13 protein-coding genes are annotated in these 14,197 nt (G+C 76.3%); 4 read left to right on the top strand and 9 right to left on the bottom strand.

The features are described from left to right. Nucleotides 1-28: 28 nt before the first annotated feature. The 3 genes from IG88_RS0121150 to IG88_RS0121140 form a co-directional block, all read right to left on the bottom strand. Complete coding sequence (locus IG88_RS0121150; RefSeq protein WP_031043409.1) at nucleotides 29-400, bottom strand: hypothetical protein; 372 nt, start codon at nucleotides 398-400, stop codon at nucleotides 29-31. 44 nt (nucleotides 401-444) lie between these two features. After that, nucleotides 445-1,362: a hypothetical protein gene (locus tag IG88_RS0121145; protein WP_037836346.1), complete on the bottom strand. Its 918-nt coding sequence runs from the start codon at nucleotides 1,360-1,362 to the stop codon at nucleotides 445-447. Between the two features lie 72 nt (nucleotides 1,363-1,434). Continuing rightward, nucleotides 1,435-1,917, bottom strand: a complete 483-nt coding sequence (locus IG88_RS0121140) for a hypothetical protein (RefSeq protein WP_031043404.1) — start codon at nucleotides 1,915-1,917, stop codon at nucleotides 1,435-1,437. Nucleotides 1,918-2,001: 84 nt separating this feature from the next. Here IG88_RS0121140 and IG88_RS0121135 point away from each other — a divergent pair, with 84 nt between their 5' ends. After that, nucleotides 2,002-3,261 carry a PP2C family protein-serine/threonine phosphatase gene (locus IG88_RS0121135; protein ID WP_031043401.1) on the top strand — a complete coding sequence of 420 codons (1,260 nt, stop codon included), beginning with the start codon at nucleotides 2,002-2,004 and terminating at the stop codon, nucleotides 3,259-3,261. Between the two features lie 93 nt (nucleotides 3,262-3,354). Beyond that, nucleotides 3,355-4,434, top strand: a complete 1,080-nt coding sequence (locus IG88_RS0121130; protein WP_031043395.1) for a hypothetical protein — start codon at nucleotides 3,355-3,357, stop codon at nucleotides 4,432-4,434. A 32-nt stretch (nucleotides 4,435-4,466) separates the two neighbouring features. Here the strand turns inward: IG88_RS0121130 and IG88_RS0121125 are convergent, their stop codons facing one another. Continuing rightward, nucleotides 4,467-4,652, bottom strand: coding sequence for a hypothetical protein (locus tag IG88_RS0121125; protein WP_031043394.1), 186 nt, complete (start codon nucleotides 4,650-4,652; stop codon nucleotides 4,467-4,469). Between the two features lie 113 nt (nucleotides 4,653-4,765). Between IG88_RS0121125 and IG88_RS0121120 the strand changes: the two genes are divergently transcribed. Further along, the gene (locus IG88_RS0121120) at nucleotides 4,766-6,115 is read left to right on the top strand and encodes a helix-turn-helix domain-containing protein (RefSeq protein WP_031043391.1); all 1,350 of its coding nucleotides are present in this window, start codon (nucleotides 4,766-4,768) and stop codon (nucleotides 6,113-6,115) included. A 418-nt stretch (nucleotides 6,116-6,533) separates the two neighbouring features. Here IG88_RS0121120 and IG88_RS0121115 read toward each other — a convergent pair whose 3' ends face one another. The 4 genes from IG88_RS0121115 to IG88_RS0121100 all read right to left on the bottom strand — a co-directional run bounded on the left by IG88_RS0121115 (nucleotide 6,534) and on the right by IG88_RS0121100 (nucleotide 11,098). Continuing rightward, nucleotides 6,534-8,213 (bottom strand): alpha-amylase family glycosyl hydrolase, encoded by a 1,680-nt coding sequence (locus IG88_RS0121115; protein WP_031043387.1) that lies wholly within the window; start codon nucleotides 8,211-8,213, stop codon nucleotides 6,534-6,536. Nucleotides 8,214-8,287: 74 nt separating this feature from the next. Beyond that, entirely contained in the window at nucleotides 8,288-9,316 is a 1,029-nt protein-coding gene (locus tag IG88_RS0121110; protein ID WP_051851996.1) for a nucleoside hydrolase, read from the bottom strand. 144 nt (nucleotides 9,317-9,460) lie between these two features. Then, on the bottom strand, nucleotides 9,461-10,537 hold the full coding sequence (locus tag IG88_RS0121105; protein ID WP_051852001.1) for an aminopeptidase P family protein: 1,077 nt from the start codon (nucleotides 10,535-10,537) through the stop codon (nucleotides 9,461-9,463). A 201-nt stretch (nucleotides 10,538-10,738) separates the two neighbouring features. Continuing rightward, the gene (locus tag IG88_RS0121100; protein ID WP_031043379.1) at nucleotides 10,739-11,098 is read right to left on the bottom strand and encodes a DUF6479 family protein; all 360 of its coding nucleotides are present in this window, start codon (nucleotides 11,096-11,098) and stop codon (nucleotides 10,739-10,741) included. A gap of 167 nt (nucleotides 11,099-11,265) precedes the next feature. Here IG88_RS0121100 and IG88_RS0121095 point away from each other — a divergent pair, with 167 nt between their 5' ends. Next, complete coding sequence (locus IG88_RS0121095; RefSeq protein WP_107452245.1) at nucleotides 11,266-12,897, top strand: right-handed parallel beta-helix repeat-containing protein; 1,632 nt, start codon at nucleotides 11,266-11,268, stop codon at nucleotides 12,895-12,897. A 36-nt stretch (nucleotides 12,898-12,933) separates the two neighbouring features. On the opposite strand, the gene IG88_RS0121090 is transcribed toward IG88_RS0121095, so the two are convergent. After that, on the bottom strand, nucleotides 12,934-13,746 hold the full coding sequence (locus IG88_RS0121090) for a serine hydrolase (protein WP_051852000.1): 813 nt from the start codon (nucleotides 13,744-13,746) through the stop codon (nucleotides 12,934-12,936). Nucleotides 13,747-14,197 lie beyond the last annotated feature (451 nt).

Raw genomic sequence — 14,197 nt, 5'->3', positions numbered from 1 at the left:
CCGGGCGGCGCCGGGGCGGACGGGAGTTCTACGCCCGCGCGTGGAACTCCCGTACGACCTCGATGCGGCCGACGATGTGCCGGTTGAACTCCGCCAGTTCCTCCGCCGGCACCCACAGCTCGAGGATCGTCTCGCCGCCGGCCCGGCGGACCGGGTAGCGCTCCAGGAACTCCGCGTCGACCTCGAAGCGGGTGACGTAGCCGGAGCCGGAGGCGGGGACGTTCCAGTCGCGGGCGATGCGGACCGCGTAGTCCTCGTTGAGGACCGGGTAGAAGATCGGCTGCTCGGGCAGGCGCGGCGGCCAGGCCGTCCAGCCGGAGGCCTCGACGAGCGCGAGTTCCTCGGGGCCCGTGGGGCGCCACAGGGTCGTCGTCCGGGTCCCGGGGATGGTCTGCGTCATGGTCGGGGAGCGTAGCCGTCGGGTTTCGGGCCCCGCCACGGGATTCAGGGGCCGGTGCGCGTCGGCCGGGGCGGCGCCGGCCCGGTGACGGGCTGCTCCGGGGAGCGGCGCCGAGGGCGCCGGTGCCGGCCGGTGAGCCAGGCGGCCAGCGCGACCGTGAGGCCGAGGGCGACCAGGACCCAGGAGACGGTGCGCAGGGTCTCGGTGAGGGCGTCGTACACGGCGCCCGCGGCGGGGCCGTCCACCGGGCCGGGGAGTTCGGCGACGGTGAGCCGGCGGCCGAGCACGACGGCGAGGGCGAGCAGCGCCCCGCCGAGGGCGGTGCCGAGGCCGGCGGCCGCGAGGGCCCGGCGGCGGCGGGCGGCTACGGCGATGCCGCCGACCGCGAAGACGACGGCCGCCAGTGGCAGCCAGAGGGCGGCGACGTCGAGCATGCGGTAGCCCTCCCGGAGCCGGTCCGCCTCGGGGGCCGTGAGCAGGGTGACCGCGGTGTGCCGGACCGGGATGCGCCGGGCGAAGGGCACGTGGTCCTCGGCGAGCCGGTCCCGCACGCGTTCGGTGACGGGGGCCAGGTCGACGGTGACCGGGTGTCCGGCCGCCGCGTGGTCCCGCAGGGCGCGCAGCACGGCGGCGTGGACGGTGCGGTTGGCCTCGTCCCAGCCCTCGTGGAAGGCCTCCGTCCGGGTGAACGACCGGGCCGCGTCCCGCACGAAGAGCCGCACGGTGCCGTTGACGGGGCCGGCCGTGACCTCGTCGACGATGCCGGCGAACCCGGCGCCCAGGGTGTCGGCCGCCGCGTCCCGTACGTCGGGGTCGTCGGCGAGCGGTGCCACGGCGGCGACGTACCGGCCGGTGTCGGCCAGCGCGTACACCGACCAGCCCGCCAGCGTCGCGCACGGCGCGAGCAGGCAGGCCAGGGCGATCAGGGCGGCCGACAGGGCGCCCCGCAGGCGTGCGGACACGCTCTCAGCCAAACCCCCGGGCCGGTCCGGGGCGACCGGCGTGACTGCATATGGCCGCCCGGGACGAGCCGGTCAGGTGGTGCGGGAGCGCCCGGCTCGCCCCGGGTCCCGGCGCGTGTAGTAGTGGTAGACGAGCCCGGCCGTCACCGCCCCCGCCAGCAGCAGGGACGCCAGGATCGACGTGAACATGGCCACGCCGCTGCCGGAGTAGATGAACCCCAGCGCGCAGCCCGCGAACGCCCCCCACAGTGCCGCGTGGATCTCGGGCGGCAGGCGCCGGGTCACCGCGCGGAGGGCGAAGTACAGGATGACGAACGCGAGCGCCGACATGAAGCCGGTCAGCAGGTTCCAGCCGGTGATGGGCCCGCCGTGGCGGCGGACGGACGCGACCCAGTAGCCGTAGACCAGGGCCGTCACGACGGGCAGCCCCCACTTCACCAGCAGGTGGGTCCTCGGGCCCAGGACGTCGGGCGTCGTGCGCCGCACCGGCCCGGTCGGGCCCGTGCCGGTGCGGGTGCCGGCGGTCGTTCCGGGTGTGGGTACCGCGTGAGCCATGAGAGCACTCCTCTGCCTCGTCGCCCCGTCTGCCCTGCCCCCGTCTACCAGGGCACACCGGGGTGCCCCGGGCGGCAAGTCGGGATGCGGGGCGGGCGGGGGCGTGTTTCGCTGAGGCCCGTGAGGGGTCGCGTCCGCAGTCCGTTGCGCGCCCGGTGGCGGCCGCTCGGCCGGCTCGTGCACGCCGCCGGTCAGGGGGACGCCGTGTCCCGGCACGAGCTCCTCAGCGTGCGCGGCCGCACGGTCGCCTGGCTGTTCCCGCTGCTCCTGCTCGTGGGCATCGCCGCGGGCGACGTCGCCACCGGCGCGTTCGAGATCATCTCCTGGACGGTGCTGGTGCCGGGGGTCGCCGCCGCGATCTGCGGGGTGCGGGGGACGGCCGTCCTCGCCGTGCTCTCGCTCGTCGTCTACGTCATGGCCGACACCGTCTGGCAGCACCGTGACGAGACGGGGCTGCCGGGTCTGGTCCTCGTCGTGCTCGGCGGGAGTATCGCCGTGGTCGCCGCCGCGTTCCGCGTCGGCGGCGAGCGGCGCATGCTGCACATGCGGGACATCGCCGACACCACCCGCCGTACCGTGCTGCGTCCGCTCCCGGCGGGCTTCGGGGGGCTCGACCACGCCGCCGTCTACCTCCCCGCGGACAGCGAGGCCCGCGTGGGCGGCGACTTCTACGACATCCAGCCCGGACCGCACGGCACCCGGGTCCTCGTCGGCGACGTGCAGGGCAAGGGCCTGGGCGCGGTGGAGACGGCCGCCGCGCTGCTCGGCACCTTCCGCGAGGCCGCCTACCACGAGCCGGACCTCGCGACGGTCGCCGAGCGCCTGGAGACCCGCATGGTGCGCCACCGCGGGCACACCGCGGCCCTCGGCCGGTCCGACGGCGACCGGTTCGCCACCGCCGTGCTGATCGGCTTCTCCCCCGGCCTGCCGGACACGGTGGAGGCCGTGGTCTTCGGCCACGAGCCCCCGATGGCGGTCGGGCCCGGCGGCGTGCGCGTCCTGCCGGTCGCGGGCGGGCTGCCCCTGGGCATGGCCGAGCTCCTGCCGGGCGGGCCGGACGCGGTACCGCCCGTGCGCCGGCTGCCGCTGGCCGCGGACGAGACGCTGCTGGTGGTCACCGACGGGGTGACCGAGGCCCGGGACCCGGCCGGGGGCTTCTACCGCCCGGCCGGCGACATCGCCCGTGCCCTCGCCGCCGACGACCGGTACGCCGCGCCCGCGCGCCTGGTCGCCCTCGTCCGGGACGGGACGCTGCGCCACTGCCGGGGGCGGCTGTCCGACGACACCACCGTCTTCGCGGTACGGCGGCGCGGGCCGCGGCGGGAGGAGCCCGGCGACGCGTGAGTGCCCCGCCCCGCGGCCGCAGCGGTTACCGTGCTGCCGTACGTGATCGACCGGTGAGGACAGTGCCCGGCACTGCTCGACAGGGGAGGGGCCATGCCCGGAACCGTGCTGCTGCTCGCGGCGGCGCCCGTGGGCCGCGGGTGCCTGGTGGACGCCGCCTCCGTGCTCCCCGTGCTCGCGGCCGTGCCGCCCGCCGTGCTCTCCGGCGCGGACACGGCCAACGTCGTCGAGCTGGCGGACCCGCTGGAGCCGCAGGCCGTCCTCACCCGGCTGCGGGCCGCGGCGGCGGCCCCCGGACCGCTCACCGTCTACGTCGCCGGGCAGCTCCAGCTCGATCGGCGCCAGCGCCTGCCGCACCTGGCGCTGGCCCGCACGACCCCCGCGAACGTCCGCTACACCGCCCTGCCCTGGCACTGGATCCGCGAGGAGCTGCGGCTGCGGCCGAGCGGCGCGACGACGCTGCTGCTCGACCTGCACGCCGACCACGAGACCTGGCAGTGGCTGCGGACCAGACCGCTGGACTGCGGGCGCAACAACGCCGTCTACGGCCGTGTCGCGCCGCCGCCCGCCCGGCGGACGGTGGCCGTACCGGCGTACATGCGGGGCGTTGCGACGATCCTGCGCAGCGGGCACCGGCCGCCGCCGGACGAGCTGCACCAGCAGGCGCTGGCCCGGGCCGCCGCCGACGCCGCGGCCGCAGGTGCGGCGGCCGGTGCGGACCTGGTGCTGACGGCGCCGGGGCCGGTGGCGGGCGACCCGCACGCCGTCATCGCCGCCGCCGTGCGCTCCGGGCGGCACGGGGACGCCGACGCGCTCGCCGCCCGGCACGAGCGGGCCGCGGCCCACGCCCACGGGCCCGCCTCCGAGGACGCCCTGCACTGGACGGAGGTCCGGGCCGACCTGGCGATGTTCGCCGGGGACCCGGTGCGAAGCTGCCGGGCCTGGCTGGCGGTGGCCGAGGTCCGGCTCGGCGCCGGGCAGCCCCCGCAGGCGCCCGCCGTGGAGGCGGCCGTCGACCGGGCCCACCACCAGTGGGGACGCATCCGCGACGCCGTGAGCGCCCGCGAACTGGGCCCGCCGCTCGCGGCGTTGCGCGGCCGGGTGCCGGGTCGCCGCGAGGGCGCCCTGGACCACGTACGGCGCGAACTGAGCCGCTTGCAGACCCAGGGCTGAGCCGCGGCACCGGGACCGGGCCCCTCCGCGCCCTAGCGGGCCGCGGTCGCCAGGCCGTCCTGGGCGGGGGCGGTGCCGGACACCTGTGCCGGGGAGGAAGAGCGCGGTTCCGCGTCCGCCGGGGCCGCGTTGGCGGCCAGCAGCAGAGCGGCCACGGTGACGACGCCGGCGGCGGCGGCCCTGGCGTAGCGTTCGGCGGTGCGGGTGCGTACGGGCACGGTGTCCTCGGTGGGATCAGGGGCTTGTGTCAAGCACGGTTAAGCGCACTTAATACGCCGTTTAACCTAGAGCCGTCCGAGCCGAACGGCAAGAGCGTCATGGGGAGTTGGCAGTGGGGGATCGTGACGACCGAAACGCCGTCGGACGCCGGGTGCAGCGGCTGCGCGCCGAGCGCGGGCTGACCCAGCGCCAGCTCGCGGAGCCGGCCTACACGCCCGCGTACATCTCCACCCTGGAGGCCGGCCGCGTCCGCCCCTCCGAGGAGGCCCTGCGCTACCTCGCCGAGCGACTCGGCGTCGGCTACGAGGAGCTGGCCACCGGACGCCCCGCCCACCTCGCCACCGACCTGCGCCTGCGGCTGACCGGCGCGCAGCGCACCCTCGCCGCCGAGGGCGCCGAACAGGCCGCCGGGCAGTACGCCGAGCTGCTCGCCGAGGCCGAGGCGTACGAGCTGGCCGAGGAGCGGGCCGCCGCGCTGCTCGGGCTCGGGGAGTGCGCGGTGGAGACAGGTGAACTGGTCGCCGGACGCCAGTACTTCGAGCGGGCCGAGCAGTGCCTCGCCGACGCCGGCGCCCCGCTGCCCGCCCGCGTCCCCGCCGTACGCGGACGCGCCCTGTCCCACTACCTCGCCGGTGAACTGCGGTACGCCGTCTACCTGCTGGAGTCCACCCTCGACGAGCTGAACCGCGGTGGCCTGCACGATCCGGACGCGCTGCTGCTGCTGTACGCCAGCTCGATCGGCCCGTACATGGACATGGGCGCCCACGCGCGCGCCGCCCAGGCGGCCGAACTCGCCCTCTCCCTGGCCCCCAGCGCCGGTGATCCCGCGCTGGTGGCCCACATGCACCGGTCGGTCGCCCGCACCCTGCTCGCCGAGGGCCGCCTCGCCGACGCCGACGCCTCGCTCGCCAAGGCCGCCGAGCTGTACCGGACGCTGCAACTGCGCACCGAGCTGGCCAACTGCCACTGGATGCGGGGGTACGTCTGTGCGCAGCAGGGCGAACTCCGGCGTGCCGAGGCGGAGATGCGCGAGGCCCTCGGCATGCTGTCGGCCAGCCGCGCCGCCCTCTACAGCAGCCAGGTCGCCGTCGAGCTGGCGGACGTGCTGCACCGGCGGGGCAAGTCGCAGGAGGCCGCGGAGCTGTTGCACGGCGTCCTCGACGACCTCTCCTCCGAGCGCGGCGCCGTGCACGCGGCGGGCGCGCACCGGCTGCTCGGCATCATCGCCGAGGACGCCCGGGACACCGAGGCCGCCGAGGAGCACTACGTCCGCGCGCTGAGCCTGCTGGAGCGGGCCGGGGCGGCCGGTGACCTCGCCGACCTGTGCCGGCTCCTCGGCGACCTGCTGCGCCGCACCGGCCGCGTCGAGGCGGCCCTGGACGCCTACCGCACCGGCCTCGGCCACCGCACCGCCCCGGGCACGACCACCCTGGGACCGGCACCGGCGGCACCGCCGCTGTAGGGGCCATGCCCGACCGCCGGTGCCGTGCCGCCGGTCGGCGTGCCGGGGCCAGCGGGGGCGCGGTCCGGTCGTGCTGGGTTCCGGCGCGTCAGCGCTGGGGGCGGGCCTGTCCCGGCTGTGCGCCCGTGCCCGGGGTGCGGTGGCTGCCGGGGCTGTTTCTGATCGCCGGTGCCGTGCCACCGGGCGGGGCGGGCGGTCCGGTCGTGCTGGGTTCCGGCGCATCAGCGGTGGGCTCGGGCCCGTTCCGGCCATCGGCCCGTGCCCCGGGGCGTGGTGGGCACCGGGGCGTTCCTCACCGATGGGGCCGTGCCGTCGGTGGTGCCGGGCGGGGCGACTGCGGCTGCCGCGTCTTCACGGCACCGCCGTTCACGCCCCGCCGCCGGCGCGCACGGCTGTCCGGGTCAAGGGGGCGGGACCGTCACAGGCCCAGCCACACCGTCGTGTCCGGGCCCAGCCGGCCGTCCTCCAGGGGCGCGCTGCTCAGCAGGACCTCGCCGGCCGGCAGGTCGACCGTCCGGGCGGAGAGGTTGGTGACGCAGCGCCAGCCGTCCGAGCGGTCGAACCGCAGCACCCCCGCCGGAACCTCGTCCGACCAGGTCAGTTCCTCGCCGTCGAGCAGCTTGCGGCGCAGGCGCAGGGCCGTGCGGTACAGCTCCAGCGTCGAGCCCGCCACCCCGTCCTGGGCCTGGACGGCGTACCGGGCGAAGGACGGTGGCTGCGGCAGCCATGCCGCGCCCGCGCCGAAGCCGTACGACGGCCCGTCCACCGTCCACGGCAGCGGCACCCGGCAGCCGTCGCGGCCCTTGCGGACGTGCCCGGTCTGCTCCCAGATCGGGTCCTGGAGTACCTCGGTGGGCAGGTCGGCCACTTCGGGCAGTCCCAGTTCCTCGCCCTGGTAGAGGTAGGCAGAGCCGGGCAGCGCCAGCATCAGCAGCGTCGCCGCGCGGGCCCGCCGCAGCCCGGCCGCCGTGTCGACGGCGGGCGCGTGGCCGCCGGACAGCAGCCAGGCGTCGGTGTCGGTGCCCGGCGGCAGCACGAGGCGGGTGGCGTGGCGGACGACGTCGTGGTTGGACAGCACCCAGGTCGCCGAGGCGCCGGCGGCCCGCGCGTCGGCCAGCGAGCCGGTGATCACTTCGCGCAGCTCGGCGGCGTCCCACCCGGTCTGCAGGTACTCGAAGTTGAAGGCCTGGCCGAGTTCGTCCGGGCGGGCGTACAGCACGCGCCGGGCACCCGGGACCCATGCCTCGGCGACCGCGGTGCGGGGCGGGGTGTAGGAGTCGAGGATCTTGCGCCAGTCGCGGTAGACCTCGTGGACGTCGTCGCGGTCGTAGAAGGGGTGGGTGCCCGGCGCGAACCGGGACAGGGCCGCCTCGCCGCTCAGTTCGGGGGCGCCGAGGTCGCGCAGCGGCTCGGTCAGGTCCTTGACCAGCGCGTGCGCCACGTCGACGCGGAAGCCGTCGACGCCCCGGTCGCACCAGAACCGCAGCGTGGTGCGGAAGTCGGCGCGGACCTGCTCGTTCTCCCAGTTGAGGTCCGGCTGCTGGGGTGCGAACAGGTGCAGGTACCACTGTCCGTCGGGCACCCGCTCCCAGGCGCTGCCGCCGAAGACGGACTGCCAGTCGGTGGGCGGCAGTTCCCCGTGCTCGCCCCGGCCGTCCCGGAAGACGTAGCGGTCGCGGGCCGCCGAACCCGGGCCCGCCCGCAGCGCCTCGCGGAACCACGCGTGGCGGTGCGAGGTGTGGTTGGGCACCAGGTCGACGATCACCTTCAGGCCCAGCCGGTGCGCCTCGGCGGCCATCGCGTCGAAGTCGTCCAGCGTGCCCAGCCGCGGGTCGACGTCGCGGTAGTCGTCGACGTCGTAGCCGCCGTCGGCGAGTTCGGAGGGGTAGAACGGGCTCAGCCACAGGGCGTCGACGCCGAGCGCGGCCAGGTGGGCCAGGCGCTGGGTGACACCCCGCAGGTCTCCGAGCCCGTCGCCGTCGGCGTCGGCGAAGCTGCGGGGGTAGACCTGGTAGATGACGGCCTGCCGCCACCAGTTGGGGTCCTGGGACGACAGGTCGGGGGTGCTGGCGGCGCTGGGGGTGCTGCGTACGGTCACGCGGCCTCCTTCGAGATGCCGAGTCGGTACGTGCGGGCGACGGGAACCGATCTGATCAGGTACGTCTGTCCAGATCACCCGAAAAGCGAACCCGTGCGCCCGCGACGCGCCGGGGGCTGTGCCTCCGTGCGCTCGACCGCCCCGAGGTACAGCTCCACGTAACGGGCCACGTCCACGTCCAACGCCACGTCGACCAGCGGCTGTTCGCGCACGCCCTCGTGCAGCTCGGACTCGCCGGCGCGCAGGCGCCGGTCGACGAGCGTCTGACCGCGTGCCGGACCGGGGGCGAGGGACACCTCGACGGGCAGCCGCCGCGTGGTCAGGCCCTCCGGGTCGATCACCGCGCAGACCGCGCCCGCGTCGCCGAGCCCGCCGCCCGGGTCGGACGCGTCGGTGGCCGGGCCGCGGTGGGCGAGCAGGTCGCCGGCGAGCCGGGTGCCGGGTTCGGCGCTCGCGCGCAGCCGCCGTACGTGCGCGCCGGGCACGATCACCCGCTCGAAGACGTCCAGCCCGTACATCGTGATCGGCACCCCGGCCGTGAGCAGGATCGCGGCCGCCTCGGGGTCGTGCCACACGTTGAACTCGGCGACCGGCGTCGCGTTCCCGGTGGCCACCGCGCCGCCCATGAACACGATCCGCTCGATGTTGCCGGTGACCTCCGGGTGGGTGCGCAGCAGCAGGGCGATGTTGGTCAGCGGCGCGGTGGGGACGAGCGTGACCGGGCGCGGTGAGGCGAGGATCTCCCGGCGCAGCAGCGTCACCGCGTCCACGTCGGCGGGGGCGCGGGTGGGGGCGGGCAGTCCGAGGTCGCCCATGCCGTCGGCGCCGTGCACGTGCCGCGCCGTGCGCACGCCCTCGATCAGCGGCCGCTCGGCACCCCGGGCGACGGGGACGTCCGGCGCGCCGGCCCGCTCCAGCACGGTCAGCGTGTTGCGCACGACGCCCGCCACGTCGGTGTTCCCGGCCACGCAGGTGACCGCGCGCAGGTCGAGGCGCGGGTGGCGGACCGCCAGCAGCAGGGCCAGGGCGTCGTCGACGCCGGTGTCGCAGTCGATGATCACCGGGACGGGCTGCTGCTGGTCGGATTCGGAGGGGGACGTCACGGCGGGGCTCCTTACGGTGGGCGGGGTGCCGGTGACCTTACGCGGACTCCGCGCGGTCCCCCTGGCCCGGACGAGCCCGAACGAGCCCAAACGAGCCCGGACGAACCCGGACGATCACGGACGAGCCCGGACCAGTCCGTCGGATCAGTGGACGACCACCAGCTCGTGCGAGGCGGTGTTGAGCCGCCGGCCACCGTCCTCCGTGCAGGTCACGACGTCCTCGATGCGGACGCCGAAGCGGTCCGGGAGGTGGATGCCGGGCTCTATGGCGAAGCACATGCCGGGTTCGAGCGGCTGTTCCTCGCCCTCCGCCAGACAGGGCGGCTCGTGGGTGGTGACGCCGACGCCGTGTCCGGTGCGGTGCGCGCCGTGCCCGGCGTGTCCGGCCTCCTCCAGCACCGCGCGGGCCGCCCGGTCGACCTCCTGGCAGGACACCCCGGGCCGCACCGCCGCGAACGCCGACCGCTGCGCGGCCCGTACGGTCTCGTGGACCCGGCGTTCCTCGTCCGTCGGCTCCCCGACGTGGACGGTGCGGGCGATGTCGAAGCCGTAGCCGTCGCGCAGGCCGCCGAAGTCCAGGACGACCATGTCGCCGTCCTCGACGATCCGGTCGCCGGGCCGGTGGTGCGGGTCGGCCCCGTGGGGTCCGGCGCCGACGACCGTGAAGTCGACCCGGCTGCGGCCGGGCCCGCGCAGCAGCCCGGCCAGGTCGGCGGCCAGCTCGCGTTCGCTGCGCCCGGCGAAGCGCAGCCCCAGCACCTCCTCGTACGCGGCGTCCGCCGTCGCTGCCGCGGCCGCCAGCCGGGCCACCTCGTGCTCGTCCTTCACCGCGCGCCGCATGGGCAGGACGGCGGACAGCGGCTGGTAGGCGGCGAGCGGGAGGGACTTCTGGAGGCAGAGCAGGTGCAGTGCCCAGGTCGCGTCGGAGACGGCGTAGCGGCCGTGCGGACGCAGCAGCCCGGCCGCGGCGGCGTAGGCGTCCTGGCCCTCCCACCAGTCGAAGACGCGCAGCGCGCCCGCGCCCGGGGCCGCCTCGGCGGTCGGCCGGTCGAGTGCCGGCACCAGCAGCCGGGGTTGTGCGTTGGCCGTGAGGACTAGGAGGGTGAGGCGTTCGGCCGGGGCGGTGGGCCGGTAGCCGCACAGCCACACCAGGTCCGGGCCGGGGGTGACCAGCACCCCGGCGAACCCGAGGGCGGCGGCCTGGTACGCGGTGCGCTCCATGCGGGCCGCGTAGTCCTCGTCCGTGAAGGCGGCGGGGGCGCCGTCGCCCGCACCCGCATCTTCACCCGCATCCGCACCCGTGGCCGTGTCGTTCGTCCCGGGCGACGCGGTGCTCTCGCCGGTCACGGCCGCCTCACCCGGCCCGCGCGGGAGCCCACGGCCGGTGCCTGCCGTGCGCCGTGGCACCCCGGCCCCGGCGGCTCAGCCCGGTCCACCGCTGCCGAAGGACCCGCTCGACCCCGGCGACCAGCGGCGCCGGTGCTGGTCGTCGCCGCGGCGGCTGCCGGCGTGGTGCAGTTGGTAGGGCATGAGCCGCGGGCTCCCGTCCTCGTTGAGGGGGATCTCGTCGGGTTCCCGTATCTCCCGCTCCTCGTGGACGGCGCCGGTGTCCGGGAGGTGCGGCTGTTCGTCGGCACGCGGGCGGCCGGGCTCCCGGTCCATGACCCGCAGGCCCGCGCGCACGGCCCAGATCAACGCGCCGGCGATCACCAGCCCGATGATGAAGGCCACCGTCACTTTGACCTCGCCCGAGGCCAGCACTACATCCGTTGCCGTACTCATGTTCTGATTATCTACCCCCATATGGCATAAAGCGCCTCATGTGTCCGTACTTGTGCGGACTTGTGCTGCCCGTGATTGGGAGGGTCCGGTGGCTGGTACCCGGGCCGCACGGGGCGGCACCGGCCTCGGTCCCCGTCCCGGCCGCGTCACCGGTGGAAGGAGCACCCATGACCGTGCCGCTGACGGCCGACGCGCACGACTACGGCCTGACCGGGGACGGTGTCGCCGACGACCGGCCGGCCCTGCAGGAACTGGTGGACGCGCTGGGCGACGCCACCGCCGCGGACGGACGGCCGCGCACCGTGCGCGTGCCCGCCGGACGGTACGTGATCCGGGACCGGCCGGTCCTGTGGCGCAGCGGGGTCTCGCTGGTCGGCGCCGGACGCGGCGCCACGTGCTTCGAGCTGTCCAACCCCGGCGCGCCCGCGCAGCCGGTGCCGCTGGCCTGGTTCACCACCGCGCAGCACGGCGCCGGGCGCGAGCACCACATCGCCGACGTCACCTTCGCCCACTTCGAGATCGACGGCCTGCGGGTGCGGACCGAGGAGTACGACGTCCTGGCCAAGGGGCTGGGTCTGCAGTACGTGCTGCGCGGGCGCTTCACCGACCTGTACGTCCACGACACCGCCGCCACCGGCTTCGGGTGCGACTTCCTCCAGGACACGGTGGTCGAGGGGGTGCTGACCGAGCGGTGCGGGCGGCAGGACCCCGGCGAGGACATGGGCGGCGCGGGCATCGGGATCGGGGTCGGCGGGTGGGGGCCGGTCGAACGGCTCGCGGTGACGGACTGCACCGCGCGCGGCAACGGCACCAACGGCATCTTCCTCGAGCTCCAGCAGGACGACTGGGTCCCGCCGCGCGGCATCCGCATCACCTCCTGCCACACCGAGGACAACCGTTACGGCATCTCCGACTGGGGCGCCGACGGCCTGCTCGTCACCGGCTGCACCATGCTCGGCAACCACGTCGCCGGGTTCGACGTGTCGGCGCAGGGCACGACGAACGTCGGCGGGCGCGGCGGCCTCGTCACGGGCTGCGTGATCGACGCCAACGCGGGGGACGGGATCGCGCTCGGCAACACTCCCGGGCCGTACGGCTTCCACGGCAACCGGATCAGCAACAACGGCCGGTACGGCTACTGGGAGCACAACCTGGCCGGCGGCGACCAGGAGCCCGCCACGGACATCGTCCTGGAGTCCAACGACATCCATGACAACGCGCTGGACGGCGTCCGCGTCGACGCACCGCTGCACGAGCCCGCGTTCCTGGGCAACCGGATCCGCGGCAACGGCCGCCGCGCCGCGCCCCGGACCGGCGGAGGCGGCGAGGGCGTCCACTGCGGGCCGCTGTCCCTGACCGACGAGCGGGCCGACTGGCTCCCGGGCGGCCACCGCGGCAAGGAGCTGACGGTCGGCGCCGGACCGGAGCGGGGCGACGTCACCGCCGTGGTCGTCGACAACACCGCCACCGAGCTGACCCTCGCCCCGGTGCGCCCCGGCGCCGGCACCGCCTGGCCCGGCGGCACCCCCGGCCCCGGCGCCGCCTACCGCCTCCCGGACTGCCCGGCCCCGCGTGCCGGCCTCACCGCGGCCGCCGCCGTGACCCACCCGTACGTGCAGGGCAACCGCGTCCGGGACGACGGGCACCCCCGCACCCAGGTCCACGCCGTGTGGATCGCCCCCGAGGCGACCTGGACGGGCGGCCGGGTCTCCGGCAACGACTTCGGCGGCAACGCCTCGGCGTCGACCCGCTTCGACTCGGCGCCGAGCGGCGGGCGCTGGCGCGACAACGCGGCCTGACGCGGGCCGTGCCCGGGGGCCCCAGGAGGGGCTCCCTCAGGGGGCCCGCAACGCGTCCACCGCGATCCGGGCGGCGGTGCCGATCACCGCGTCCGCCGCCGGGAGCACGGCCGCGGTGTGGGCGGTGCGGGTGAAGACGGCCACGGCGTAGCGGCCGCCGTCGGGGTACTCGACGACGCCCACCTCGTTGCGCAGGGTGGGCAGGCTGCCGGTCTTGCCGGCCACGTGCACGTCGTCGAAGGGGAAGCCGGCGGCCAGGCGGTGCGGCCACACCTGGAGCCCCATGATCCGGCGCATCGCGGCGCCGTACTCGGGCGGGCAGGCCTCGTCCCGCCACACCGCGCCGAGCAGCCGGGTCATGTCCCGGGGGGTGCTGCGGTTGGTGCGGGCCGGGTCCAGGGCGCGCAGCCGGGTGATGACGTGCGGGTCGGTCAGTGCCCGGGCGCCGTCGGGCCCGGCGTCCTCGCGCATGGTGCCCAGCATCTCGCCGAAGCCGTACACCGCCCGCGTCCGGGTGAGGCCGAGCCGGGCCGTGGTGCGGTTGACGGCGTCCAGGCCGACCCGGCGAAGCAGCAGGTCGGCGGCGGTGTTGTCGCTGACGGACATCATCAGGAACGCCGCGTCGCGCAGCGACAGCCGCACCGGGTCGAGCATGGCCGCGAGCCCCGTCGGCCCCGGGGTGCGTCCGGCGGGCGGGCACTCGACCTGCTCGGTGAGGTCCAGCGTCCCGGCCGCCGCCAGCTCGTGCAGCGTCACCAGGAGACACAGCTTGTGGACACTGGCCGTGCACACCGGCTGCTCCGCACGGGTCCCGACCTGCGCCCCCGAGTCGATGTCCACGGCATGCAGCCACCCGGTGACCCCGGCATCGGCGAAGGCCGCGTCGAGGCGTCCGGCGACGACGCTGTCGCGCGCCGGGGGTGCGGGGTGCCGGGGGCGTGTCGGGTCGGTCGGTGGGGGCGACGGTGGTGGTGTCGTGGTGTGCCGCCGGGTGGCCGGGGGCGGCCCTGCGGGAGTGGGGGCCGGTGGCCGCGTCGCGTCCGTGGTGTGTGCCGGGGGTGTGCGGTGCCGGGCGGGTGAGGGGTGCAGGGGAGCGGCGGGCGGTGGCCGCCGGGGTGGCGGGACGCGTCCGTGGGCGGAGCGTGGTGACGGGGGCTCCGTCGTGGCGCGGGGACCCGCCGACGGCACGGCGTTCGCGGCGCGCGCCGGGGGTGCGGGGTGCCGGGGGCGTGTCGGGTCGGTCGGTGGGGGCGACGGTGGTGGTGTCGTGGTGTGCCGCCGGGTGGCCGGGGGCGGCCCT

It is taken from the genome of Streptomyces sp. NRRL F-5650 (assembly GCF_000721365.1).
In the GTDB taxonomy this organism is placed as follows: domain Bacteria; phylum Actinomycetota; class Actinomycetes; order Streptomycetales; family Streptomycetaceae; genus Streptomyces; species Streptomyces ardesiacus.
This window is presented reverse-complemented; position numbering and strand designations above follow the sequence as displayed.